General features: G+C 46.0%; 24 protein-coding genes and 1 other annotated feature. Of the genes, 4 read left to right on the forward strand and 20 right to left on the reverse strand.

Features of this window, described 5'->3' with window-relative positions; translation table 11 throughout:
- Window positions 1-8: 8 nt before the first annotated feature.
- The 12 genes from pepF to AF331_RS07985 all read right to left on the reverse strand — a co-directional run bounded on the left by pepF (window position 9) and on the right by AF331_RS07985 (window position 14,604).
- Complete coding sequence (pepF, locus tag AF331_RS07930) at window positions 9-1,832, reverse strand: oligoendopeptidase F (RefSeq protein ID WP_053427532.1); 1,824 nt, start codon at window positions 1,830-1,832, stop codon at window positions 9-11.
- Between the two features lie 93 nt (window positions 1,833-1,925).
- Window positions 1,926-3,077, reverse strand: coding sequence for a competence protein CoiA (locus AF331_RS07935; RefSeq protein ID WP_053427533.1), 1,152 nt, complete (start codon window positions 3,075-3,077; stop codon window positions 1,926-1,928).
- Between the two features lie 88 nt (window positions 3,078-3,165).
- Window positions 3,166-4,656 (reverse strand): cardiolipin synthase, encoded by a 1,491-nt coding sequence (gene cls / locus AF331_RS07940; RefSeq protein ID WP_053427534.1) that lies wholly within the window; start codon window positions 4,654-4,656, stop codon window positions 3,166-3,168.
- Between the two features lie 74 nt (window positions 4,657-4,730).
- A complete protein-coding gene (mecA, locus tag AF331_RS07945; protein WP_053427535.1) occupies window positions 4,731-5,402 on the reverse strand; it encodes an adaptor protein MecA in 672 nt (223 codons plus the stop codon).
- A gap of 355 nt (window positions 5,403-5,757) precedes the next feature.
- Window positions 5,758-6,153, reverse strand: a complete 396-nt coding sequence (spxA, locus tag AF331_RS07950; RefSeq protein WP_048004318.1) for a transcriptional regulator SpxA — start codon at window positions 6,151-6,153, stop codon at window positions 5,758-5,760.
- 292 nt (window positions 6,154-6,445) lie between these two features.
- Entirely contained in the window at window positions 6,446-7,018 is a 573-nt protein-coding gene (locus AF331_RS07955; protein ID WP_053427536.1) for a GNAT family N-acetyltransferase, read from the reverse strand.
- Between the two features lie 252 nt (window positions 7,019-7,270).
- Window positions 7,271-8,470, reverse strand: a complete 1,200-nt coding sequence (locus AF331_RS07960; protein WP_053427537.1) for a putative glycoside hydrolase — start codon at window positions 8,468-8,470, stop codon at window positions 7,271-7,273.
- A gap of 325 nt (window positions 8,471-8,795) precedes the next feature.
- Window positions 8,796-9,731 (reverse strand): ABC transporter ATP-binding protein, encoded by a 936-nt coding sequence (locus tag AF331_RS07965; protein ID WP_053427538.1) that lies wholly within the window; start codon window positions 9,729-9,731, stop codon window positions 8,796-8,798.
- The gene (locus tag AF331_RS07970; RefSeq protein ID WP_053427539.1) at window positions 9,731-10,801 is read right to left on the reverse strand and encodes an ABC transporter ATP-binding protein; all 1,071 of its coding nucleotides are present in this window, start codon (window positions 10,799-10,801) and stop codon (window positions 9,731-9,733) included. The genes AF331_RS07965 and AF331_RS07970 overlap by 1 nt, the downstream gene beginning before the upstream one ends.
- A gap of 20 nt (window positions 10,802-10,821) precedes the next feature.
- A complete protein-coding gene (gene opp3C / locus AF331_RS07975; RefSeq protein ID WP_053427540.1) occupies window positions 10,822-11,847 on the reverse strand; it encodes an oligopeptide ABC transporter permease in 1,026 nt (341 codons plus the stop codon).
- A complete protein-coding gene (gene opp3b / locus AF331_RS07980) occupies window positions 11,847-12,776 on the reverse strand; it encodes an oligopeptide ABC transporter permease (protein ID WP_053427541.1) in 930 nt (309 codons plus the stop codon). The genes opp3C and opp3b overlap by 1 nt, the downstream gene beginning before the upstream one ends.
- A gap of 163 nt (window positions 12,777-12,939) precedes the next feature.
- Window positions 12,940-14,604, reverse strand: a complete 1,665-nt coding sequence (locus tag AF331_RS07985) for a peptide ABC transporter substrate-binding protein (protein WP_053427542.1) — start codon at window positions 14,602-14,604, stop codon at window positions 12,940-12,942.
- 459 nt (window positions 14,605-15,063) lie between these two features.
- On the opposite strand from AF331_RS07985, the gene AF331_RS07990 reads away from it, so the two are divergent.
- Window positions 15,064-15,450, forward strand: a complete 387-nt coding sequence (locus AF331_RS07990) for a DUF3899 domain-containing protein (protein ID WP_053427543.1) — start codon at window positions 15,064-15,066, stop codon at window positions 15,448-15,450.
- Between the two features lie 41 nt (window positions 15,451-15,491).
- Window positions 15,492-15,723, forward strand: a binding site (T-box leader).
- A 76-nt stretch (window positions 15,724-15,799) separates the two neighbouring features.
- Window positions 15,800-16,798: a tryptophan--tRNA ligase gene (gene trpS / locus AF331_RS07995; RefSeq protein WP_053427544.1), complete on the forward strand. Its 999-nt coding sequence runs from the start codon at window positions 15,800-15,802 to the stop codon at window positions 16,796-16,798.
- A 38-nt stretch (window positions 16,799-16,836) separates the two neighbouring features.
- Here the strand turns inward: trpS and AF331_RS08000 are convergent, their stop codons facing one another.
- From AF331_RS08000 to AF331_RS08035, 8 genes are all read right to left on the reverse strand, one after another.
- A complete protein-coding gene (locus tag AF331_RS08000) occupies window positions 16,837-17,586 on the reverse strand; it encodes a YjbA family protein (protein WP_053427545.1) in 750 nt (249 codons plus the stop codon).
- Window positions 17,587-17,688: 102 nt separating this feature from the next.
- Complete coding sequence (locus tag AF331_RS08005) at window positions 17,689-18,453, reverse strand: DUF2268 domain-containing putative Zn-dependent protease (RefSeq protein ID WP_160316499.1); 765 nt, start codon at window positions 18,451-18,453, stop codon at window positions 17,689-17,691.
- Window positions 18,454-18,544: 91 nt separating this feature from the next.
- Window positions 18,545-19,789, reverse strand: a complete 1,245-nt coding sequence (gene fabF, locus AF331_RS08010; RefSeq protein ID WP_053427547.1) for a beta-ketoacyl-ACP synthase II — start codon at window positions 19,787-19,789, stop codon at window positions 18,545-18,547.
- Window positions 19,790-19,838: 49 nt separating this feature from the next.
- Window positions 19,839-20,771, reverse strand: a complete 933-nt coding sequence (locus AF331_RS08015; RefSeq protein ID WP_053427548.1) for a beta-ketoacyl-ACP synthase III — start codon at window positions 20,769-20,771, stop codon at window positions 19,839-19,841.
- Window positions 20,772-21,136: 365 nt separating this feature from the next.
- On the reverse strand, window positions 21,137-21,319 hold the full coding sequence (locus tag AF331_RS08020; protein WP_053427549.1) for a ComZ family protein: 183 nt from the start codon (window positions 21,317-21,319) through the stop codon (window positions 21,137-21,139).
- Window positions 21,316-22,281 (reverse strand): BMP family ABC transporter substrate-binding protein, encoded by a 966-nt coding sequence (locus tag AF331_RS08025; RefSeq protein ID WP_053427550.1) that lies wholly within the window; start codon window positions 22,279-22,281, stop codon window positions 21,316-21,318. Before AF331_RS08025 ends, AF331_RS08020 begins: the two co-directional genes overlap by 4 nt.
- Window positions 22,282-22,344: 63 nt before the next feature.
- The gene (locus tag AF331_RS08030) at window positions 22,345-23,058 is read right to left on the reverse strand and encodes a hypothetical protein (RefSeq protein ID WP_152915554.1); all 714 of its coding nucleotides are present in this window, start codon (window positions 23,056-23,058) and stop codon (window positions 22,345-22,347) included.
- 18 nt (window positions 23,059-23,076) lie between these two features.
- Window positions 23,077-23,817 (reverse strand): hypothetical protein, encoded by a 741-nt coding sequence (locus tag AF331_RS08035; RefSeq protein WP_053427552.1) that lies wholly within the window; start codon window positions 23,815-23,817, stop codon window positions 23,077-23,079.
- 225 nt (window positions 23,818-24,042) lie between these two features.
- Here AF331_RS08035 and AF331_RS08040 point away from each other — a divergent pair, with 225 nt between their 5' ends.
- Entirely contained in the window at window positions 24,043-24,225 is a 183-nt protein-coding gene (locus tag AF331_RS08040; protein WP_053427553.1) for a DUF2929 family protein, read from the forward strand.
- A gap of 195 nt (window positions 24,226-24,420) precedes the next feature.
- Window positions 24,421-24,651, forward strand: coding sequence for a hypothetical protein (locus AF331_RS08045; RefSeq protein WP_053427554.1), 231 nt, complete (start codon window positions 24,421-24,423; stop codon window positions 24,649-24,651).
- The last annotated feature ends 62 nt before the right edge of the window (window positions 24,652-24,713 follow it).

Here is a 24,713-nt window from a genome sequence, read left to right on the forward strand (position 1 = left end):
TTTTTAGCTTATTGGAGTTTCTCAAGAAGGGCTTCCATCTCGTTGAGTTTTTCTTCAAAGACCTTGCATGCTTCCTCAACTGGTGAGGAGGTTGTCATATCGACTCCCGCCTTTTTGAGCACCTCAATCGGATAATCCGAACTTCCTGCTTTCAGGAACTCGATATACCGTTTGACAGCCGGCTCGCCTTCTTCAAGGATCTGATGGCTAAGGGCCGTTGCAGCCGAGAAGCCTGTTGCATATTGATAGACGTAGTAATTGTAATAGAAGTGAGGAATCCTTGCCCATTCCAGTCCGATTTCCTCATCAATGACAATTTCCTCTCCGAAGTACTTCTTGTTGAGCTCATAATATTCCTTCGTCAGGTACTCCGACGTCAGAGCCACGCCTTCCTGGGCTTTTTTATGGATATGATGTTCAAACTCGGCGAACATGGTCTGACGGAATACCGTACCCCTGAATCCTTCGAGATAGTGGTTCAACAAATATAGACGCTTCTTCTCATCGTCGATCGTTTTCAATAAATAATCATTCAGGAGGGCTTCATTGCACGTAGATGCCACTTCCGCCACGAAGATGGAATAATTCCCGTACGTGTAAGGTTGGGCGCTCCTTGTGTAATAACTATGGACACTGTGACCGAACTCATGGGCAAGGGTGAACAGATTGTTCACGTTATCCTGCCAGTTCATAAGGATATACGGATTCGTCCCATATGCCCCCGATGAATAGGCCCCGCTCCTCTTCCCTTTGTTCTCCACAACGTCCACCCAGCGGTTCTCAAACCCTTCCTTCAGGACATTCGCATACTCTTCGCCGAGGGGCTTGAGGCCGTCAAGGATCATCTTCTGGGCTTCATCATACCCGACTTCCATTTTGACTTCCTTCACAAGCGGCGTGTACAAGTCATACATATGGACTTCATCCAGCTCAAGGACCTTTTTGCGCAGCTTCACATATCGCTGAAGGAGATGCAGATTACTGTTGACGGTCTCGACCAGGTTATCATACACCTGCTCGGGGATATTATTGTTTGAAAGGGCCGCATGACGTGCTGAATCATAATTCCGAACTTTCGCTGAGAAATTATCTTTCTTCACGGCACCGCTCAGTGTTGAAGCGAATGTATTGCGGAACTTACCATATGTCTCATAGACTTTTCCAAACGCTTCTTTTCTGACTGCCCGATCACTGCTCTCCATGAAACGGATGAATCGTCCGTGGGTGATTTCCGTCACTTCCCCGTTTTCATCTTTGATACTTGGGAATTCAAGATCGGCATTATTCAGCATCCCGAATGTATTGCTCGATGAACTGAACACCTCAGATGCCTGCGCCAGAAGGGACTCTTCCTTCTCAGTCAGAATATGGGGACGTTGAAGGTTGATCTCTTCAAGGGCATGGGCATAAACCTTCAGTTCAGCTTTTTCTTCAAGGAATGATGCAATCCTCTCCTCCTCGATGGAAAGGACCTCCGGAACCAGATAGGCAAATGCGCTACCGAGTTTTGTATAAAGACTCTTCGCTCTGTCGTCCATCCCCTGATAATGGGAGTTGGTCGTATCCTGGTCGTAGCGCATATGTGAGTATGTATAAACCTTCCCCATCCGCTCAAGGATCTCATCCTGGAAAGCAAAAGCGGCATATAGTTCATCTGCTCCGTTGCCGAGTGTTCCTTTGAAATCTCCTGCCTTGCCTGAAAGCTCCTGGATCTCTTTGAACTCTTTCTCCCAGGCTTCGTCACTCGGGAAAATATCTTCAAGCCTCCACGTTAGCTCCTGCTTTACTTCACTGCGGGTTGGCAGGCGTTTTACAGCTGTTTCATTAGACATAGTGATCCTCCATCCTCATTTTTTGCAATTTTTCCTTAATAGTACTATTCTCTCTCAACGAACGTATTCCTGCAACTAATCGGTCTCACTATACTATATGCGGAATCGCGCTGAAAAATCCGCTCGGTGGAGCATATAGAGATCGAACGTCGCCGGGCATTCCCACTGTTGAAGAAGTCTGCACACCCCTCCCTCCATTCGGATAATTCCGAGCTTCTCCAATAAGGATAAGTACCATTTGACGGCTTCTTCTAAAGGACAGCCACCCTGGTCCACAAGGGGAAGGTCCCTGACCCGCACGTCACCTCTCTCTGACCTCGCAGCCATGGCAGAGACGATTGTGCCGAGTCCTGCGCCCCCTTTCTTCAACGCATCACTCCAAAGGTAATACTGCCAGATGACAGGGTGCGTTTCGATCCGGTAGTGGGGAAGTAGACCCACCCATTGAGGAAGATACAATAACGTATCGCCTGACTGGTATACTTCCTGCTTAAAGGCTTGCTCGGTTGGGTACCTGAGGATGCGTTGGATCCAACCGGTCCTCGAGCTGTCCCAAATTTTGTAGGGAAATGATCTTACAGGCGCTTGAGTCGTCATGGGTATGGTGAATTCACTTACGGGAATCTTGTGAAGCGTGGAAGCATGGAAGGTATTCGCAGAAAGGGGGATGAGATTTTGGTAGAGATGGAATTCCTGTTGATCAGGGAGGAAAAGAAGAAGGAATAAGCCAAGGGGTTCTACATGGCGCAGGAAGGCTTGCTGAAACGATGAAAGCCTCAGTGCCCCGCTCGGCCTCGGGGCTCCCTCCGTCAGCAGCCAGATCACTTGGATGCCGAGAGACCGGTACCCCTCTGTCCGCTTCTTCAGTTCTGCTGCAGAGAGGGGCGAGCACTGGACTTCGACTGCCATTCTTGCGGTCTCCGAAGTGATGAACACATCGGCAATCTGATTGATTTCCTTTAAGAAATACTCCACCTTCACATCCGGGAAAAGGCTGTGGAACCGATCATAGAGGATTTTCTTACCCGAGTGGTGAAGCCGGGACTCCCCTTTGTGCATGACGGGGCAGTCTTGCTTTAGTTGGTGGGCGAAATGCGGTATGGTCTTGCTTCCAATCTTGAGGACCAAAGGCTTACGACAGTGGGGACAAGTGATTGCGGGAGTGGATGAACGCAGCTTCAAGAGTTCTCCTCTCGAATGATGGAACGCGGTGACTAAACGGTGATTGACATGAGCAGTCAGCATGGAACACCTCCTCCACACTCATTCTACGCGCACACGTCCATTTCCTTTGCCCCATCAAAAAAACTTTCCCGGGATTCCCCGGGAAAGTTCATAATAACGGTGAGAGCAGACGAGATGTTGATTCAAGGAACCTGTAGCCGAGATGGCGCTTTTGGAATGTATCAAGTGACAGTTCTTCTGCATGGAGCAGGTCATGCTCATATTCAGCCATAAGATCAAGGGTGCTCTCCGTCTTGTAAAGGAAGGCATTGACCTCAAAATTCAAATGAAAGCTCCTCATGTCCATATTGGACGTGCCGATCGAAGCGAGTTCGCCATCCACGATGAGGATCTTGCTGTGCATGAAGCCCTTTTGGTATTCATAGATCCTGACACCCGCTTCAAGGAGTTCAGGGAAATAGGAACGGGAAGCGTGGAACACAATTCTTTTATCAGGCTTGTGGGGTACAAGAAGCCTCACATCCACCCCGCTGAGGGCGGCAATCTTCAAGGCTGAGAATATATCTTCATCGGGTATGAAATAAGGTGACGCAACCCACACACTTTTTTGAGCAGATGTGATCATGGAGAAGAACAGATTCTTCAGGACGCTGACTTCATTGTCAGGTCCTCCCGCGATCATCTGCACGCCTCCGTCCCCCTCGCCTGGGTCAGGAGTAAGATAACCTGGTGTGATGAAATCGTCACTCGTCATATAGTACCAATCCTGGAGGAAGATAAGCTGCAGGGTCCTGACGGCATCCCCTTTCACCATCAGGTGGGTATCCCTCCAGAATCCAAATGAAGGATTCTTCCCGAGATATTCATCACCTATATTCAACCCACCCACAAAGCCGATGGAACCGTCGATGACGATGATTTTGCGATGATTGCGGAAATTGAACTTATTATTCAATATGGGTATTTTAACCGGGCCGAATGGAACCATCTCGACTCCTGCTTCTATCAATTCGTTGATATATTTCCTGGATAGCTGCCATGAGCCCACAGCGTCATATAAGAAGCGGATCTTCACCCCTTCGCTGGCTTTTTGGATGAGGACCTCCTTGATCTGAGAGCCGATGTCATCATGACGGACAATATAGTATTCAAGATGGATATGATGCTTCGCCGTCTTCAGCCAGTCCAGAATCTCCCGGAACGTTTCATCACCATTAGTCAGCACCTTTGTCGAAGAAGAAAAGGAGATTGAACTGTTGCCGATTCGCCTGGCAAGGCGGAAATATTTGTCCTGAAACAAATCCCGATCCATTTCTTTCGGACCAGGTTCATACCGCAGATAGGTCTGCTTGTCCAATATGTATTTTTTCTTGAACATCCGTTCCTTCCGGAAGTTCCTGCCGAACAATAGATAAAAGATAAAGCCCAGGAACGGAAATGCGCCGAGCACCACGAGCCAGGTCAACGTCTGGGTCGGATGGCGGTTTTCAAAAAAGATCAAAAATCCGATCAGGATGACGGAGAAGGTGAACAACAAGCTGACGTATTTGACTACACCATGTAAGTACTGATCAAAGTAGAGCAGGTAACTGATAACGAGTACCAGAAGGAATAAGAGAACACGCACTGTATTTTTCACACTCGTGAACACCTTTCAGGATGGATTCTTAAAAATAAAGAAATACCGATTTCATCAGAAACCGGTATTGGGCATTATGCAAAATGTGTACGTAACGTACCGAATACATCTTCAGCCATGACGACTTTTCCATATTCCTCAAGACGATGGACCGTCATTCGTGATTCATCCGCATATTCGAGGAGCATGCTGAGCGTATTCTCCATTTCCTCTTCCGTAAAGTGTTCTTCGGAAAACTTAATGTATAGGTAATATTTATTTTCATAAGCCAATAGCTTTGTGGCCATTTGCTCCAACGGCTGGTCCTTCATCCGGTGGGCAAGGGAGATCGCATCTTCAAAATCACGGAACGTGAGCGTGAAATCGAGTGAAGCATCCCCTTCTCCTTCAGGGTCCTGCTTGATCTGGAAGTGCTGATCGAGGAGCTCTTCAATCCGTTCATCAACCGGCAGATCCTTCAGCTTTTCTTCAGGGATCGGCAGTTCGAAACGTTGACCATCTTTGGAGACCTGTGCACGGGTCACGAGGATCTCAAGTCCCTTATCAAGGGCCTGAACCTGGATCCAAAGTGGACCTTCGATTCCGAAGTCTTCTTCCTGATGAACTTCATCCATCATCTCCCAGAATAGCTCCTCGCTCCTCTCACGGTTATACCAGATTTCTTCCCTGTCAAAACCGCGATCTTCGATATCCCCATAAGATATATAAAACTTGACTGTATTTTCGTTAATGCGTTCGATTTCCATTTGACACCTCTCCCTTCTTGCATGAAGTTAGTGAAGGGACTGCACCCTCCGAGCCTTGCAGCTCGATTGCTGGTGAAGATAGAAGAAACAGTTAGGTTAGTTTGTACCTTGTACTTCTATTTTATGTTGATTCCACTGAAATGGGAATACATTTTACACCCATTTTACTTCACATATCCTGCTGATTAACTAAGTGTTTTTGCCAGTTTAGCGGATATTTGCAGAAAATTCAAGTGATAAAACTCGTCCAATGTAAAAGGGGACCAGCTGAAAAGGATACGCAACGTACCTTCATTAGCTGGCCCCCTTTTTTTTAGAAAAGGTACCCGGCCATTCCGACCGGGGCGGATATGAATTAGTTAACCATGCGCTGAGCTTCCATGAGTTGGAATGTACGAACTTTCCTTGGAAGGAAACGTCTGATTTCGTCTTCATTGTAACCTACTTGCAGGCGTTTTTCATCCAAGATGATCGGGCGTCTGAGAAGCCCAGGGTTCTGTTGGATCAGTTCGAACAACTCTTGCAGAGGAAGGGTCTCCAGGTCGACGTTCAGCTTTTGGAAAGTTTTCGAACGAGTCGAAATGATCTCATCCGTTCCATCCTCAGTCATGCGAAGGATTTCCTTGATTTCATCAATGCTCAATGGCTCAGAAAAAACGTTGCGCTCTGTATATGGAATCTCATGTTCTTCTAACCAAGCTTTTGCCTTACGACAAGATGTACAACTAGGTGAAGTGAATAATGTTACCACGAATCATTCACACTCCCTCAAGATTTTTTTGAAAAGATTATGGTAGAGTATTATTTAAACGTATACGGTTTAATTAAAATAAGTTTAAATAAGAAATCTCTATAACGTATTATACATGAATAATGTTTTGTTGAATATACTTTTAACCAATTTGTCAATTTTCTTATACATTTGTTTAACAAAGTATGATCATATCCATTTACTCTTGATATACCCCTTCTGCCCATAGTTAAACATAAGAGTTCATTTTCATTTAGAAAACCTTATTGCGAATCGCAATAAGGTTGGTGTGCTACAGTTTTTTTAATACATCTCCGTCACGATCCTCATCCATTGTCAGTACATCTTCCACCGACTCATAGGATTCACCGTAGAACGTTTCATCCTTATAGGTATGGATCAGTTCGTATGTTTTCTTCATGGATTCATAAATCAGTTCTTCAGGCTCATCTTGAGGTGCCCAGTAAAGGATTTCCATTGGATTGACTTCATTCGTTGCAAGGGATCTTCTCGCATATCCGATCGTCACGGCATGTTTGAACCCTTCCCTTTTGTAGAACTTAAGGCGCTTTTCAGTGTCGGTATCGTCATAGTCCACTGGTTCCACCTCCAGGAGGATCGGTTTCTTCCTCTCTTTCAGCTTCTCAATCAGTTTGCTTCCAAGACCTTGGCCCCTGGCATCCTTTGAGACGAACAGATAATCGATGAAGATGAACTCCTCGAGTTCCGCATACATTAGAACGTGATACTTTCCTTCATCTTTGTGATAGATATCGCTTCTTTCCTTTAAAAGCGTTTCCATATGCTCGAGCGATTTCATTTCCTCTACAGGGAAATATTTATTTAGTTTCTCATACCAATGCATGGATCTACTCCTTCTGAAAATGTTTTTGCATTACTAGAATTCTCTAAATGGTAAAATGTATGTCAGATTTGAGAGAGGGGTTTTCACTCCTAAGGGTGAAAAAAGGGGATTTCGGTAGACACTCTACTTATAATGATAGCAGTATGTGGTGTATTGTCAAATGTCCACTTCCTGTAAAGATCCAACGTTCACTTAATAGAAGAAAACGGTGCGTATCTTTCATTAAACTGAAAGATACGCACCGCCAATTGATCAAGGCGTGTAATCCACACCTTTTGTGTAGGAGTTTCCTGCATCCCATAGCAGGAACTCATTGATTCCATTATCATTAAGCGCTTTGATTTGCGCCTCCACTTCTGCTTTTCCATATGCTTTATAGTTTCCGGATCCAAGCCAAGAGGCTGTAAAATCCTGTAGCCATGGGCGGGAAGTAGGTGGATCCTTCAGCTCATCCAGCTTCTTATTCTCGAGCTTGGAGTATTCAGCAACCAATTTGTACGGCTCGAGATCGGGTTTGTCGATCCCGAAATAGGACGTCCAGTGACTCGGGTAAATCATGGAAGAAATCACATCGACATTTTCTGAAATCTTGGAGAAATTCTGACCGATCCCCGGAGCTTCAGGCAATGTGGCGCTGTAGCCGAAAATATCGACCGATACTTCAACATCATACGGCTCCAGCTGCTTGTGAGCGTATTCGACAAAATCCGTTACAGCGTGCACGCGTTTTTGCACGTTATCGGAGTCTTCACTTGTGTACGTACCACCATCATACTTCAACTCATCGTCACGATTTTCGAAGCCTTCAGGGAAACGCACATAATCGAACTGGATTTCCTTGAATCCCATCTTGGCCGCTTCAATAGCAATACCTACATTGTAATCCCACACTTCCTTCACAAAGGGATTGACGAAGGATTCACCGCGCCCGTTCTTCCACACATCATTACCATCTACAAATGAAAGTTCCGGCTTCTTATTGGCTAGGACCGTGTCTTTGAACACGACCACACGCGCGATGGGATAGATCTTCTTTTCTTCCATCGTCTCCAAAACCTGTTCCGGGTCTTTGATGAAAGGTTGGCCGATATCATGATAGGGTGACGACTCCTCTGGCACATACGTCAGATTCCCGTTATCATCCTTGATATCCACGACCATTGCATTCAGATCCGTCTCTTCGATCAGCTTCGTCAGCTGACCGAATTTGGAGCCACCCGCTGAATGACCCGTCACATAGATACCACGGACGGCGTCAGGATACTCAAAGTTCAAACCGGAATCGTACTTAAAGCGTGGGGACACGCTCCCATCCTTTTCCTTCATAGCCATCGCCCTTACTTGATGAGTTCCGGCCTCTTTTCCAGTTCCTTCGGCATCTGCCGACTGGAAAGGAAGCGCACACAATACTGCGACCCCTGCCGCAGCAGCAGCCCATTTTTTCCACTTCAAAGCGAACCTCTCCTCTATTCGTCTAGTAAAATATGTATCTCCTCTACCTATTCTAACAATGATTGAACTTGAAAGAAAAGGGAAAACGGACAGATAATGTCGAAATTTCCGAAAAGATGTGATTTCTGTCGTTTTCTTCTCACTTGAATGATGATTATGGTAGGAAACCACATACCTTAGTCGTAATCCTACCGCTTCATCCTTCTCACCTAAAGGAGTCAAAACAAATCAGCAGAATTTTGCCGATTTTCGAGTACAGAGGATACGAGCCTATGCCCCTTCAGCAAAAAAGAAGACCCCCCCAAGTCCGGGAGTCTTCTTTTTCTCAATGCTTGTATTGAGCTTGATACTGGACGAATTCTTTTTCAGAACAATAGACGAAATGCCCTGGTGCAACTTCGCGCATTTCAAGTTTGTCATCAGCTGTATAGTTATGGACAGCCGTGTTATATTCTTTCCTTCTGCGGTTGCGCTCATAATCAGGATCCGGAAGTGGGATCGCCGACAGGAGTGATTGCGTATACGGGTGCAGCGGATTATTGTACAGGGCGTCACTTGGTGCCAGTTCTACGAGCTTACCGTAGTACATGACCCCGATCCTGTCACTGATGTATTTAACCATGGAAAGATCATGGGCAATGAACAGGTACGTTAGTCCCTTTTCTTTTTGCAGCTCCTGCATAAGATTCACGACCTGCGCCTGGATGGATACATCCAGTGCAGAGATCGGCTCATCGGCGATGATGAAGTCAGGTTCCACTGCCAGGGCGCGGGCGATCCCGATACGCTGACGCTGCCCCCCTGAGAATTCATGAGGATAGCGGCCTGCATGCTCTTTGTTCAGTCCGACTGTTTCAAGAAGGTCATGGACCCTCTTCATGCGATCTTGTTTATTGGTGGCAAGACCGTGAATATCGATTCCTTCTGCAATGATATCCGCAACTTTCATACGCGGATTCAAACTAGCGTATGGATCTTGGAAGATCATCTGCATTTTACGGTTGAAGTTCTTCAGCTGTGAACGGGATTTTTTCCCGTGAACGTCATCACCGTTAAAGAGTACTTGGCCGTCTGTTGCATCATAAAGACGGATGATGGTCCGTCCGGTAGTGGACTTCCCACAACCCGATTCACCAACAAGACCGAGCGTTTCCCCTTTATAAATATCAAAGCTGATGTCATCGACGGCTTTGACCATATTTGCTTTACCAGGATTGAAATATTGTTTCAGGTTTTTGATTTCCAATAATTTTTCAGCCATTATACACGTACCCCCTCAACAAGTACAGGCTCTGCAAAGTTGGAAGGCATTCTGCGATACCTTAATTTAACAGCCTCTGGCGGCTCAACTTTCGGAGCGTCCGGATGAAGCAACCATGATTTTACATAGTGAGTATCAGAAACCTGATAATAGGGAGGCTCCTGCTCAAAATCGATCTTCATGGCGTAATCGCTTCTTAGTGCAAAAGCGTCCCCCTTAGGTGGATTCAACAGATCCGGAGGCGTTCCGGGAATCGCACTGAGATGCTGTTCACCGTCTGTGTCCGTCGTCGGCATGGAGCTGATCAATCCCCATGTATACGGGTGACGAGGATCGTAGAAAATTTCATCCACCGTTCCTGTTTCGACGATTTGTCCGCCGTACATGACGGCTACGCGATCTGCTACATTCGCCACCACGCCAAGGTCATGGGTGATGAAGATGATGGATGTATCGATTTTGTTTTGCAGATCCTTCATCAGTTCGAGGATCTGGGCTTGAATCGTTACATCAAGTGCCGTCGTCGGTTCGTCGGCAATCAGGATCTTCGGATTGCAAGCCAGGGCAATCGCGATGACCACACGCTGACGCTGACCGCCGGAGAACTGATGGGGATACTGTTTGAAACGGGTGTCAGGGCTTGGCAGCCCAACAAGTTTCAGAAGTTCGATGGCACGTTTCTTTGCATCCGGTTTGCTCATATTCTGGTGTTTTAATAGCGGCTCCATGATTTGTTTCCCGATTGTCATGGTCGGGTTCAAAGAAGTCATTGGATCCTGAAAGATCATGGAAATATCTTTCCCGCGGATCTTTTGCATTTCCTTCTCAGGTATTTTAGCAAGATCTTTTCCTTCAAACATCATTTCTCCGTGCTTGATGAATCCAGGCGGGTTTGGAATCAGACGCATCAGTGCTTTCGTCGTTACAGACTTACCTGATCCCGATTCTCCAACGATCGCCAATGTTTCACCTTTATCTAAGTGTAAATCCACACCGCGAACGGCTTTCACTTCTCCAGCATGAGTATTAAAGGAGACGTGCAGATTTTTGACTTCCAACACTTTTGCCATATTATATATCCCCCTTTTTCTTACTTACGCAGTTTTGGATCCAGAGCATCCCTCAGCCCATCGGCCATGAGGTTGAAGCTCAGGATGATCAATGAAATGACCGCTGAAGGAATCAGCATCATATGCGGGTAGGACTGAATGGATTTGTACCCGTCATTAACCAATGATCCAAGTGACGCCTTCGGCGGTGCTATACCGAGACCGATGAAGCTTAGGAACGCCTCTGTATAGATGGCACCTGGAACCGTGAACATCGTGGTGATGATGACCGGCCCCATCACGTTAGGTAGTAGATGTTTGAAAATCAGGCGATTATTCGGTGCTCCCAATGTCCGGGATGCCAATACGAATTCCTGATTTTTAAGTTGCAGGATCTGCCCACGGACAATCCGGGCCATACTCGTCCACCCTGTCAGTACCATCGCCATGGTGATCGAGAATATCCCCGGTTCAAATACCAGGATAAAGAGGATGATGACAATCAGGTTTGGAATACCGACAAGGACTTCAATGATACGTTGCATGATATCATCGACTCTTCCACCGTAGTATCCGGAGATCCCACCGTAAGAGATACCGATCAAGAAATCGATAACGGCTGCGAGGATTCCGATGTAAAGTGAAACTTGAGTTCCCTTCCACACACGGGTCCAAAGGTCACGACCCAAATCGTCTGTACCGAACCAATAATTTTCTTTCACTTGTCGCGCTTCGTAGACATCAAAGCCTTCATGGTCCTTCCCGTCAAACGGAAGCCAGCTGATTCCAGAAAGCGCTTCAATTTTAGGTGGAAGCTTTGCATGACGGATGTTTTGATCAGAAAACTTATGGTCATTCATTGAAGGACCAACAAACGCAAAGAACACGATAATAAGCGTAATGATCATTCCGATGATGGTCCCCTTGCTTTTACGAAGACGGATCCATGCATCCTGGTAGAAGTTCAAACTCGGGCGTTCAATTTTTTCAGACTGTTCACTTGTTGCTTTTTGTCGTTGGAAGAGGTCTTTTGACAGCTGCTCTTGATTTTTTTTGTTTGGTTCCATTATTTCTTCCCTCCAACTAGACGAATACGCGGATCAATAATTCCATAAAGGATATCCACCAAGAAAATGACGGCAACAAGAAGAACACTATAGAATAATGTCACGCCCATGATGACCGTATAATCATTTGTATTGATTGAACGAACGAACTGCTCCCCTAATCCAGGCACGGCAAAAATCTGTTCAATAACCATTGTTCCGGTCATGATACCAACAGTCATCGGCCCGAGGATCGTGATGATTGGAATCATGGCATTACGAACACCGTGTTTCACGATAACATTCACTCTTGTAGTACCTTTCGCCTTAGCCAATAAGATGTAATCTGTATTTAGGATTTCTAACATTTCAGTTCTCATGTAACGGGCAATCGTTGCCACGACCCCGACAGTCAATGCAAGCGTAGGCAATATCGTGTGCTTGTATTCTCCCCATAGGGCAACCGGTAGCAACTCCCACTTAACACCTACATAGTACTGCAATAATGCAGCGAATACGAAGGAAGGAATTGATATACCCAGTACCGCTAGGAATGTAGATCCATAATCGACCCATGTATTCTGTCTAATTGCTGCGATGATCCCAACAATCAAACCGATAATTGTCCCTAGTACCATTGCTTGGAAACCAAGAATTGCGGAAGGTCCTATACGGTCGCCGATCATTTGAGAAACCGGACGATTGTCATATTGGAATGATAAACCCAAGTCTCCTTGAACCAGATTCGTCATATAGTTGATATACTGAACCGGAAGCGGATCATTGAGCCCGTATTTTTCTAGGATGATTTGTTGTTGTTGCGGAGACAGTCTCTCTTGATTGGTGAGTGGAGTCCCTGGAAGGAGCTTCATCAAGAAGAATGTGGCGGTTGCAATAATTAGCAAAGTGATGATCATATAAACAATACGCTTGATAGTATATTTGACCATGCTTAGCCCCCCTTTTCTATGTTTATACTACTTCTCCATTATAGCGATATTCGACAAATTTTCAATTTATTTTTTAAATTGCGAAAATTGTCGCTTATCACTGGAAAAGGAGAGCGTATGCCTATGCATACACTCTCCTTCAGAAGGTTCAACTTAGAGCGTTTTAGTTCTCGATAGAAGCCCACTTGTAAGAGTAGTCAGCTCCGAAAGAGTGATCCAATACGTTTTTCACGTATGGACGCTCAAGGTAAGAAACGCCTCGTTGGTAGATCGGGCTGATGGCTTGATCATCGAAGAGGATCTTTTCAGCATCAACCATTGCTTGCCAGCGAGCTTCTGGATCAGAAGAAAGCTCTGTCTTAGCTTGCTCGATCAATTTGTCAAATTCAGGGTTAGAGTAACCCATTTGGTTATGTGAACCGTCTGTTACGAACATATCCAGGAATGTCATCGGATCTGGATAATCCGGACCCCAACCTGCGAAGGAGAAGTCATAATCACCTTTTGATTCAAGATCAAGCTTTTGCTTGAACGGTTGCGCTTTGATCTTAACAGTCAGACCATCAAGATTTGACTCAAGTTGCTCTTTGAAGTACTCACCGATTTTAGCGGAACTTTCGCTGTCATAGTTTAATAGCTCAAGCTCTACATTGTCGATGCCAGTTTCTTTTTTCGCTTTTGCCCAGTAATCTTTTGCTTTTTCTACGTCGAAGCCACCAAATGCTTCTCCGGCAGTTTCACGGTATTCTTTCCCGTCTGGACCTGTAACGAAGTCCTTAGGAACGAGGTAGTATGCTGGAACAGATCCGTTGTTCAATAGAACGTCCACCATACCTTGCTTATCATACGCAGAGTCAAATGCTTTACGTGCATTTTCATTTTTCAGAATCTCAGAGTTTTTAGAGTCTTGATTCAAACGAAGGAAGAATACAGAAGCTTCTCCGCGCGTTTTGAAGTTTTCATCGTTTTTGTACTTATCAACAAACTCAGCGCTTAGGCCGACCCTGTCGATTTTGTTTGTTTCATAAAGGTTAACGGCAGTTGTTGTATCTTTTACGATGTTGAAGTTAACTTCTTCAAGTTTAACAGTGTCAGCATCCCAATAATCTTTGTTTTTAGAAAGTTTGAAGCTTTGCTCATGCTTCCAATCAGAAAGTGTGAAAGGTCCATTGTATACAGAAGTATTGGCTTCAAGACCGTATTTGTCACCTTGTTCTTCAATGAACTTTTGGTTTTGCGGATAGAATGTTGCGAAAGAAAGCAACGCTTTGAAGTATGGAACTTCCGTTTCCAATTCGATTTCAAGAGTCTTTTCATCAAGTGCTTTGATTCCAAGTTCCTCAGGTTTCGCTTTACCTTCGTTTACTTTGGAAGCATTTTTGATATCAGACATGATGTACGCGTACTCTGCAGCAGTGTCCGGGTTTAGAACACGTTGCCATCCGTATACGAAGTCTTGAGCAGTGACAGGGTCACCGTTAGACCATTTGGCATCACGTAGTTTGAATGTATACTTTTTACCGTCTTCACTTACTTCAGGCTCTTCAGCAGCCATCCCTAGCTCGGCATCATCGTTTTCACCTAAGCGGTACAGACCTTCATATACCTGGTTCATAACGTTGAATGATACTGCATCAGTTGCAAGAGCTGAATCCATTGACGGGATTTCGGAAGATTCCGCAAGATTCAATACTTGCTCGTCTTTCGTGTCAGATCCCCCAGCTGCCCCTTCTTTTTTGCCATCAGTCTTCTTGTCTCCGCCACAGGCAGCCAAGAAAGTACTCACAGCTAGAAGAAGAACCAGTAATAAAGAAAACTTTTTCTTCATCTTGAAATTGACCTCCTCATACTTCTCATATTTATTTATCTTCTAATTTTCAGAAGATTTGTTACTTATTATACATGATAGAGATATTTTTGCAATACGAATTTAACAGTTTTTTTGCTAAATAATCAGTTTACTAGGTAATAAGGTGTTAAAACCTTGCTATGTAAGGGTTCTATGAATGAGATAAGGGCTGTTTGTCCCATTACAAATGTTACAATCATCCAATTAAACCAGCGATTATCCTGCCGTTTTCACTTCTTTATTGGAAGAAAGCGTTCTCCATTCGTCGTTATAATTATCTAGCAAGGCGGATAGATATAAAAAACTGTGAATTCGTGCTCTTGCTTCCTTTCCAAACCCTGATCGGTTCAGGTATACTTTTATAGGAAGACAGCATGCATTCCTGTTCGTTTCTATAGGAAGGAACGCATGAAATCATTTTGGAAGTGAAGGTGCAACATGATGAAACGTTTACGCGTCCTACCGATGGTCACATTACTTTACCTTGCTGCGGTCTATCTTGTCCGTTACATGAATGGATCGGATCCTGTCCTTTCCCTCATTGATACTTTATTCATCGTCGGCATTTCTTATGCTTCTGTAGCCGCCTTGATGTTTGTTTTCCAAAACGGTTTCTTGAATGGGATTTTATATGCCTTCAAGCGCTTCAGGGCCAAATCGAAGAAAGATCAATACGTGGCGCAGTTTGATGATATCGAGGAGCGAAAGGAAATTCATGAGGTATACGCAGTGAAAGAACCGTTCCGCCTGACGGCACCCCTTTTCTATATCGGGTTTTTATCCCTTGCCGTATCCCTGATCCTTTCATACTCTCTCTATACTTGATTTAGGCGCTTTTTTTTCATATAATGACCTTTGCATATATGAAACAGGCTTTGACAAAGAGTAGTACCCCGCTTGCCGGTTCCAAGAGAGCCTGCGTCCGCTGAAAGCAGGCATCCGCTTGCGGGGGAATGGACTTTCGAGCTTCCCCGGTGAACGCAGTAGCCGGAGACGGACCCCTTCCGTTAGCCGGGACCATGCAAAGCATGGACTAAGCCGACTCATTTCTTGAGTAACTTAGGGTGGCACCGCGGAAACAACCCATTCGTCCCTATATTTTTTGGACGGGTGGGTTTTATTTTTGGCCGGATGGTCATGATGATACAGGAACTGTACTATAGGAGGAATGAAGATGAAAACGATTTTTAGCGGCATTCAGCCGAGCGGGACGATCACGCTTGGTAATTACATCGGAGCTATGAAGCAATTCACCGAGCTTCAGGAAGAGTATGATTGCTATTTCTGCGTGGTCGACCAGCATGCGATCACTGTTGCCCAGGATAAAGCGGAACTGCGCAAAAACATCCGCAGCCTTGCTGCCCTCTATATTGCTTGCGGGATCGATCCCGAGAAGGCGACGCTGTTCATTCAGTCGGAGGTGCCTGCTCACGCACAGGCTGGATGGATCCTGCAGTGCGTGACCTATATCGGTGAACTTGAGCGCATGACTCAGTTCAAGGATAAGTCCCATGGAAAAGAAGCCGTATCTGCCGGCCTTCTCACCTACCCTCCCCTCATGGCGGCCGATATCCTGCTCTATGGTACGGATCTTGTCCCTGTCGGCGAGGATCAGAAGCAACATCTCGAGCTCGCCCGGAACCTCGCGGAGCGTTTCAATAAGAAATACAATGATATCTTCACGGTTCCAGAGGTACGCATCCCGAAAGTAGGAGCTCGTGTGATGTCCCTTCAGGACCCACTAAAGAAAATGAGTAAATCCGACGAGAACAAAAAGGCGTTCATTACACTGCTTGATGACCCTAAAGTCATTGAAAAGAAAATCAAGAGCGCTGTGACGGATTCGGATGGCATCGTCCGATTCGACCGTGATGAAAAGCCGGGCGTTTCCAATCTTCTCTCTATCTACTCTATTCTTGGAGGCACTCCGATTGCCGAACTTGAGGAGCGATATGATGGAAAAGGATATGGCGATTTCAAAGGCGACCTTGCCAAAGTGGTTGTGGATGCCATCAAGCCGATTCAGGACCGCTATTACGAGCTGATTGATTCCGAGGAACTTGATGACATCCTGGATCGTGGAGCTGAGAAAGCGAATCGAACCGCAGGGAAGATGCTGAAGAAAATGGAAAAGGCCATGGGCCTTGGAAGAAAAGAACGGAAAAAGCGATAAACAAAAGAACCTTGAGCATGGGCTCAAGGTTCTTTTGTTTAATTTACTTTCGGACGATTCTCTACTTCCCACAACTTTTCAAAGAATGGTTGTCCTTTGATCAGGTTTTCGCAGAGCGACAGATGCTTGTCGGACCATCCGTATTTAGTGTCCTCATAAAGCATCTGCCATGCTTCGTGGAAATCGAGCTCCTGGATCGTCCTGTATTGTTCCGGGGCCCACTCCGTATACCAGTATCTCACTTCAGCGGTATTCTCCGAGGTGCGCAGCTGATCGAGGGCCATGAAAAGAAGCTGCTTCAACTGCCTTTCCTTGCGTGTCAATCCACTCATCATGAACGGGTTGGGAGAAAGGATGTGGTACGCCTCCTCCCGCTTTTGATCAGGCTTGAACTCATATTCAAGAACTTCTTGACTTTCCACCATTTCATATACGAGCTGTTCCTGACGCGGTATAAGGCGGCTCTTCCTGATCGGGACGGTGTAACCGATCGTATCGACGGCCAGAATCGCCGTGCCATCGGTGACCACGAAGCAATAATCCTGTTGAATCCGTTCATGGTTCTTTCTAAGATACGCTTTCTGGTACACATCATTCAGCATCTGCCGAGGTAATTCTGATAAATCATTCTCGATGTAATGATACAACTCTTTGCCGACTTTCAATAGAGGAACTTGATCCAGCAGCTCGATGACGTCCTCTTTTCTCCATTCGTGAAAATGGCAGATATTATATCCGTTTTCTTCCCCTTCGAACCAATTGACCCATACATCATGAAGATATAACATGATTGACCCCTCGCTTTACTACTTTGTTTGGTTGTCAATCAGTATGGTCAATCACCTTTGGATTTATTCGTGCTCTCTTCTGTTTTATCCTATGGGCTGTAGTTACTCTAGAAATGTCTCCGATGGTATGCCAAGCATCATCACACTATTCATTCCATTCTTCTTCGCGAATGACCGTACGAGCCTGTAACCGATGGCGTACCCCAGAAGTTCTGGGTAGTGTCTTTTCCCGTAGAGAAGTTCATCATGAAGGGGTGAATTCCTCGTTAGATCAGCATGGGGTTCGATCCATTCCTTGAACCATCCGCTCAATTCCTCTTCAGTATATTTTCTTGTCCACGGAGCAGCATAGTCAACGCCGCAATATTCCCTCACGGCATTCTCGGCCAGTCCCTCGAAGATGACAGAATCAAGGAGGGTATATTCCTCCTCTTTCCCCGCCAGCTTTTTCATACGGGTGCAATGGTGGTATTCATGAACAAATAGTGCCTCATATTCTTTGTGATCCTCCAATTTTTGAAGAAAAAGAAACATTTCATCAAAAAAGCATACTCCTGATTTTTTAGCCGGTTCCCTGAATAAGCCTCTTTTCGGCTCTAGGGGGAATAAATAGATGGGTACATCAGGTCCTTTCCATTTTCTTTTGTACCTTTTCTCAAAAACGGAAAGCCTCTTCCATAGATCGTCAGACTTGAGCTCATTAAAGCGTTCTTCCATTTGCCTTGACGGGCGATACATCCCCTGTTTTCGGAGGTAGGCATAGAAAGCTGCTGCTTCTCCTTCCCCTCTTTTCGTCCTTTCTAACAACCCCACGGGATCATCGAATGTTTGATCCAGCCACTCGTCTGTTGGGATCACCGGCATCATCATCCCTCTTTCCTGCTGATTTGGTTCATGTATATGCAATCTGCAGGAGAGTTAGAAAAAAGCCCGCCGAAAAGATTCGGCGGACTCTCGATTACTTCACATATTTTTTGAATACGAGCGTGGCATTATGGCCACCAAAGCCCAGTGAATTGCTCATGGCAACATTGACTTCCTGCTCACGTGCTTCATTGGCTACATAGTCCAGATCGCAGTCTGGATCTGGATTTTGCAGGTTGATCGTCGGTGGGAGCTTTCCATCCTTCATGGCAAGAACCGTGAAGATCGCTTCCACTCCACCCGCTGCACCAAGAAGGTGACCGGTCATGGATTTTGTGGAGCTCATGGCCAGGCGGTTGGCATGATCACCGAATACTTCTTTGACGGCCATGGTTTCATACTTGTCATTATAAGCCGTACTTGTACCATGGGCGTTGATGTAATCCATCTGATCAGGCGTCACACCTGCATCATCAAGTGCCATCTTCATGGCACGCGCCCCACCTTCCCCACCTGGTGCAGGGGCTGTGATGTGATAGGCATCACCCGTGCAGCCATAGCCGACGATTTCAGCGTAGATCGTTGCTCCGCGTTTCACCGCGTGTTCGAGTTCTTCAAGGATGACAATCCCTGCTCCTTCTCCGATGACGAAACCGTCACGTTCAGAGTCGAATGGTCTTGAAGCCGTTTCCGGATCGGGATTGGTCGAAAGGGCCGTGTTGGCGCAGAAACCGGCTACGGACATTTTCGTGATTGGTGCTTCCGCTCCACCCGTGATCATGACATCCGCGTCACCGCGCTGGATGACCTTGAATGCATCACCGATGGAATTCGTGCCTGTTGCACAGGCCGTTACGGTACAGGAGTTGAATCCTTTTGCTCCTAGGAGGATCGATACCTGGCCGGCAGCCATGTCCGGGATCATCATTGGAACGAAGAAAGGACTTACCCTGCGGTATCCACGCTTAAGGAAGGTTTCATACTGGGTTTCGAATGTTTCCATCCCGCCGATTCCAGAACCGATCCATGTACCGACACGGTTGGCATTTTCCTCTGTGATTTCAAGGTTGGCGTCTTTAACAGCCATCAAGGACGCTGCGATGGCATAATGAGTGAAACGGTCCATCTTACGCGCTTCCTTCTTTTCGATACCGAAGTCTTCAATATTGAAGTCTTTCAGTTCAGCTGCTACCTTGGCAGGATACTCATCAGCATTCAGCCTTGTGAGTGGCCCGACCCCGGATTTCCCAGCAAGGGCATTCGCCCACGTTGTTTCTACATCATTTCCTAGTGGATTGACGGTACCCAATCCTGTTACTACAACACGTTTCATATCCATTGTTCGGTCTCCTTTATCGTATAAGTAGTAGAAGATAGTTTATTATCGATTATTTTCCCCAGCGCATGACGATCGCACCCCAGGTCAAGCCTCCACCGAAGCCCACCATGACGACGACGTCATCTTCTTTCACCCTTCCGGCCTCAAGATCCTCGACGAGTGAAATCGGAATGGATGCGGCAGATGTGTTTCCATATTTATTCACGGTCTTGGACATCTTCTCAACAGGCAGCTCCAAACGCTGTCTTGCAGCTTCCATGATGCGGATATTCGCCTGGTGAGGGATGAGGAAATCGACGTCCTCTTTATCCAGCCCTGCTTTATTGATGACATTGATGGAGGATTCGCCCATCTGACGGACAGCGAACTTGAATACTTCGCGACCATTCATGATGATGTGCTCATCCTGATAAAGATGCTTTGCACCGGTTCCATCAGAACCCAGCTCGAAAGCGAGGATCCCTTTCCCATCTGGTACAGGACCCATGACGGCAGCCCCGGCCCCATCACCGAATAGGACGGCAGTATTGCGGTCATCCCAATCTGTGATTTTCGACAGCTTCTCCACACCGACGACAAGGATATGTTTGTAGGCTCCGTTGTCGATGAATTGTTTTGCGGTAATCATACCATACATGAAGCCTGCACATGCAGCACTGATATCCATGGCTGCCGCTTTCTTCGCCCCCAGGCGCTCCTGGAGGAGGCATCCGACGGAAGGGAACGGCTGATCAGGTGTAACGGTTGCCACAAGGATCAGGTCGATATCCTCAGGTGAGATGCCTGCATCCTCGATGGCTTTCTTCGCTGCTTCATAGGCCATATCCGATGTATCGATATCATCCCCTGCAACACGTCTCTCTTCAATCCCCGTCCGAGTACTGATCCATTCGTCCGATGTATCCACCATTTTTTCCAAATCGGCATTGGTCAGTATCTTCTCAGGCAGATAGCGCCCTATTCCAATGATTCCAGTATTCATATCGGCATCCCCCTGTTTCACCTTAGCTTTATTATCAATTATTATGACTTGGTACTAATTTTAACGGACTTTTACTCTTTCTGCAATTCTTTTTGCCTTAGTTTCGGATTATCAGACCGAAGTTTCCTTGAAGTGTCCCAAAAGGTTTTTCACGATTCACAGGAAAGTGTATTCGATTCAGGCTGAGTGAATGATGTACTCCCACTTGACCCGGAGCAAGGACTTTTATTTAGACGTGTTCTTTGAAACTGGCTAGTGAGTAACCCACTTTTCATCACATACGAAAAAACCCAGGAGGGACTGAACGTCACTGCTCCTGGGTTTTACGATGAACAGAGGAATCTTCCCTTACTGTTCTATGTACATTACTTCGCTGCGTCTTGTTTACCTAGTTCATACGCTTCATTCATGACGTTGGTGAACATGGACAGGAAGGGTTCGATCATCTCCGGACTAAGCTGGATTCCTGATTTTTCGAGCTGTTCCTGTGCTTCCGGAAGATACTTCATCGCTATTTGCAAGAATTGCATCGTTTTGTCTTCATTCATAATGGCGGCTCCTTTCCGTTCGGTAGTTTTCCGGTATCGACATACGCTTTGATATGCTGGTTCATCTCGGTCTTGAATCCGGCAGGGATGACAGGGCTGAATTCTCCCATGGAGATGACCCCGTCCTGGAAATCGAATTCAAGATTACCAGACTCAAGTTCACCGGCAGTATATTTCCCGGCAATCAATTCATACAGCTTGTCGGCATGCTGGACCGTACTCGTCAACACCGTTGTTTCCCCAAGATCTGACTGGTCGCTCACATACCCGATGGCATAGCGACCTGATTCCTTGAGTTTTTCAATTACAGCCACATTATACCCGTCCCCTGCTGGATATACAACGTCCACGTCTTGATCGAGAAGCCCGTCGAGCCTATCGAGTGCAACCTCCGAGTGGTCCCAGTGACCCGTATATTCGACCAGGACCTCGGCTTTACCGTTTTGGTATCTGGCTCCATCAATGAAGCCCTGGACCTCCGGTTGCCAGGAAAAGGCGGCAATGACGCCTAGTCGATCCGTCTTTGTTTGGGATGCAGCAGTCATTCCTCCGAAAAACCCCATGGCGTACCCGTTGAACGTCAAGCTGGTAGTATTCTTCTCCGTAGCGTCCCCATTGAAGCTTACCAGATGCATATTCTCATGCTCCGATGCCACCTCATTGAATATGGAAGAGTATTCATTCCCATGACCGAACACAAGATTGACGTCCTCTTTTTCAAATTCATCCAGGGCATGACGGACCGACGTGTCTCCATTCATTCCCTCTTTATAGTAAACCTTCACATCGAACTCTTTCTGGATGCCCAAAAGACCTTGGTACCCTTTTGTCCCCCAAACGCCATCATCAATCGTTTCCGGGACCAAAAGGCCAGCATTGTCCATCTCTCCTGACCGGCTACCGGCAGTACAGCCCCCCAGCAGCAAAAGGATCATCGACAAGTGAAAAAATTTCATGATCAAGTACAGCAACTCCTTTGATTCTTCGGAACTCGTAAAAATAATTGCAACGGGTATATTTTACCTTTACCTGTCCGAATAAGGGAAGCTATTTTTTCCTTTTTTTATACCGGCTTCCTTTAATTGCTCATCAAATATATTTTCTAAACTCTTTGAAGCCATGACGGGAATCTCCTTCCCCCTGATGTTCTTCGGTGCTTCCAATTGCGGAATTGTCGCTTCCGTCAGGAGGGCCGAAGCATCGGCCCAAGCTGCCTCTCCCTTCAGATGAAGTTCGCCCTTTTCCCCTGTGCATGAGATGATCTTCCTGGCCGCATCCTTCACGTAGATCACCCCGGTCGGATCATCCTGGACCGGTTCATCCACACGGACGTCCTTTATAAGTCTGGCAAAATGGTAGGACACCGGCTGTCGCAGACCGATCAAAGTGGGAACGTATATATCAGCCCCGGATGGATTACCTGATGGAGGGTCCTGAAAATGGCTGAAAACCCTGATGGTGTATCCTGCCTGTTCCATCAGGGTTTTTCCTTCTTTTTCAGTCAAAAGGTCATCTGCATCATAATAGGGTAGATACACATGACTACCGGAAGGGACGAGGCGATCCCAATTCCCAAAAGACGTCCAGTGAAGATTGGCATTCCGTCCGATTTCCATCCAATGGTCACCCATCTCCCTGCCGGAATCAAGTGCCGTCACCTCCCACCCTTCCTCCAACATTGCCGTACATAATTGAAAGCCCAGAAAACCCTGGGCCGGAAACACATATGCATGATTCACTTCTTTCACTCCCATCAGCTAAAGATCGCTCTCGTGCTTCGCAAAATAAGATGTGAATTTCCTTCCCAGTGACATACGCTTCTCAGGAAGAACATAAAACAGATCGACCATCAGACCGTTCTCCAATCGGTCCCTATATATATCTAGTATGAGTGAGACTTGATTTTTATAACGGTTCAGACTGGCAGGTTGCACAATGTAAAGCGGCATCGGGATGGTGTGGAACACATCTGATTCTGTTAAAGATTCAATGAATGCCGGCCACTGATCTTCCGTAACGCTGAAAGCATGTCTGATTTCCCGGATGAGCTTTTTGTGGAAAAACTTCTGCTCCTTTTCCTGTTCAAGATGGTTTCTAAGGGACACACATGGAGACAGCATGACGATGCTCCTTACCTCGTCTTTCATCAGGGGATACAGGTCTTTCAGCACAAGCCCGCCCATTCCTTCGATCAGGATGTGAATGCGCGGATTGATGATCTCAGTCCTTTTCACATATTGATAGAGGCGATGGGCAAGGCGGACTGCCCTTTTGTTTCCCCAATTGGCTCCGTAGAGATTGCTGTAAAAAACGATATACCCTTTATCTGTCATGTCACGGACCCATTTCTTACGGAATTCATGATGGGACCAGAAACTGCTTTTCTCATCTACATCTTGACCGTAGTCACCGATGATCATCACTGCAAAACCGTTCGGTCGTTCGGGATAATGAATCATGCACCACTCTTGCTCTACTTGAAACAATCGTTGATACATCTGAAATTCTCCTTTTTCCAAGGTACTATAGTGTATGCCAGGTTCCTGTATCGGAAAGGGGATTAGCCCATTAATGAAGGAATTCATGATGAAGAGAATGAAATGATAGGGTTTACATTTCACATTTTCGCCATTTATTAAAAGCTGAAGCTGTGGTAGTATAGAGGAGATTATGAATGTTTACATAGGCTTTTTCAGCCAATTATATAGAAACGGGGTGTAACCGTGAAATTTTTCTGGATGTTCTTTTGGGCATTTGCACTGACCGAGATGCTGACTTATGTTGTAGCAAACATGAGTGGCGGAAAATTCGATTTCATGCAGGGATTGATCTTATCCGTAGCTGTCACGATCCTTGCTTATATCGTAACATTGATCCTTCCCAACGAACCTGTCGAAGATCATTAAAAAAAGCATGTAGACCGGGTCTGAATTTCAGACGACCGTCTACATGCCTTTTTTATTCAAAACGCCGGAGATTTCTCCGTTCTTTCCGCTTGAGCTGTTGGTGCAATTAACTCGCCTTAAGATTTCGTGAACGGAAAAGTAATACTGATGACGAGCAGAAGGAACCCAGGCAATATAACCGTCCGAGAGGGACCAATGCCAGCAGCCAACCAACCACCGAGAATCAATCCGGATAGTATACTGAAAATTATCAATGTGGCCAAAATTCAACAAGTCGTGACCCTCACTTTGGAAGAGTGGGAGCATATCAATGAAGAAATAGTAAATACCATTAATTTACGATCATCTAAAGAGGTTCCCGACAGTAATCGTTCGGACTATAAATTCATTGTTCTTACGTACAAAGATGATGCTAGCTCAGAATGAATAAAATAAACTGACTGGGTTTGTTTACCATCTCTCGAATCCGATGATAACTTGACCAATCG

It is taken from the genome of Rossellomorea marisflavi (genome assembly GCF_001274775.1).
GTDB classification, from domain to species: Bacteria; Bacillota; Bacilli; order Bacillales; family Bacillaceae_B; genus Rossellomorea; species Rossellomorea marisflavi.

What these genes read in the sequence shown, in the direction of transcription:
- opp3C (WP_053427540.1), bottom strand. Translation starts at nt 11,847, where the DNA reads ATGGAACCAAACAAAAAAAATCAAGAGCAGCTGTCAAAAGACCTCTTC.
- AF331_RS07970 (WP_053427539.1), bottom strand. Translation starts at nt 10,801, where the DNA reads ATGGCAAAAGTGTTGGAAGTCAAAAATCTGCACGTCTCCTTTAATACT.
- AF331_RS07985 (WP_053427542.1), bottom strand. Translation starts at nt 14,604, where the DNA reads ATGAAGAAAAAGTTTTCTTTATTACTGGTTCTTCTTCTAGCTGTGAGT.
- AF331_RS07965 (WP_053427538.1), bottom strand. Translation starts at nt 9,731, where the DNA reads ATGGCTGAAAAATTATTGGAAATCAAAAACCTGAAACAATATTTCAAT.
- pepF (WP_053427532.1), bottom strand. Translation starts at nt 1,832, where the DNA reads ATGTCTAATGAAACAGCTGTAAAACGCCTGCCAACCCGCAGTGAAGTA.
- AF331_RS08035 (WP_053427552.1), bottom strand. Translation starts at nt 23,817, where the DNA reads ATGTATCAACGATTGTTTCAAGTAGAGCAAGAGTGGTGCATGATTCAT.
- trpS (WP_053427544.1), top strand. Translation starts at nt 15,800, where the DNA reads ATGAAAACGATTTTTAGCGGCATTCAGCCGAGCGGGACGATCACGCTT.
- opp3b (WP_053427541.1), bottom strand. Translation starts at nt 12,776, where the DNA reads ATGGTCAAATATACTATCAAGCGTATTGTTTATATGATCATCACTTTG.
- AF331_RS07955 (WP_053427536.1), bottom strand. Translation starts at nt 7,018, where the DNA reads ATGCATTGGTATGAGAAACTAAATAAATATTTCCCTGTAGAGGAAATG.
- AF331_RS07990 (WP_053427543.1), top strand. Translation starts at nt 15,064, where the DNA reads ATGATGAAACGTTTACGCGTCCTACCGATGGTCACATTACTTTACCTT.
- AF331_RS08005 (WP_160316499.1), bottom strand. Translation starts at nt 18,453, where the DNA reads ATGATGCCGGTGATCCCAACAGACGAGTGGCTGGATCAAACATTCGAT.
- AF331_RS08000 (WP_053427545.1), bottom strand. Translation starts at nt 17,586, where the DNA reads ATGTTATATCTTCATGATGTATGGGTCAATTGGTTCGAAGGGGAAGAA.
- AF331_RS08020 (WP_053427549.1), bottom strand. Translation starts at nt 21,319, where the DNA reads ATGAATGAAGACAAAACGATGCAATTCTTGCAAATAGCGATGAAGTAT.
- AF331_RS08015 (WP_053427548.1), bottom strand. Translation starts at nt 20,771, where the DNA reads ATGAATACTGGAATCATTGGAATAGGGCGCTATCTGCCTGAGAAGATA.
- AF331_RS07935 (WP_053427533.1), bottom strand. Translation starts at nt 3,077, where the DNA reads ATGCTGACTGCTCATGTCAATCACCGTTTAGTCACCGCGTTCCATCAT.
- fabF (WP_053427547.1), bottom strand. Translation starts at nt 19,789, where the DNA reads ATGGATATGAAACGTGTTGTAGTAACAGGATTGGGTACCGTCAATCCA.
- AF331_RS08045 (WP_053427554.1), top strand. Translation starts at nt 24,421, where the DNA reads ATGCCAGCAGCCAACCAACCACCGAGAATCAATCCGGATAGTATACTG.
- mecA (WP_053427535.1), bottom strand. Translation starts at nt 5,402, where the DNA reads ATGGAAATCGAACGCATTAACGAAAATACAGTCAAGTTTTATATATCT.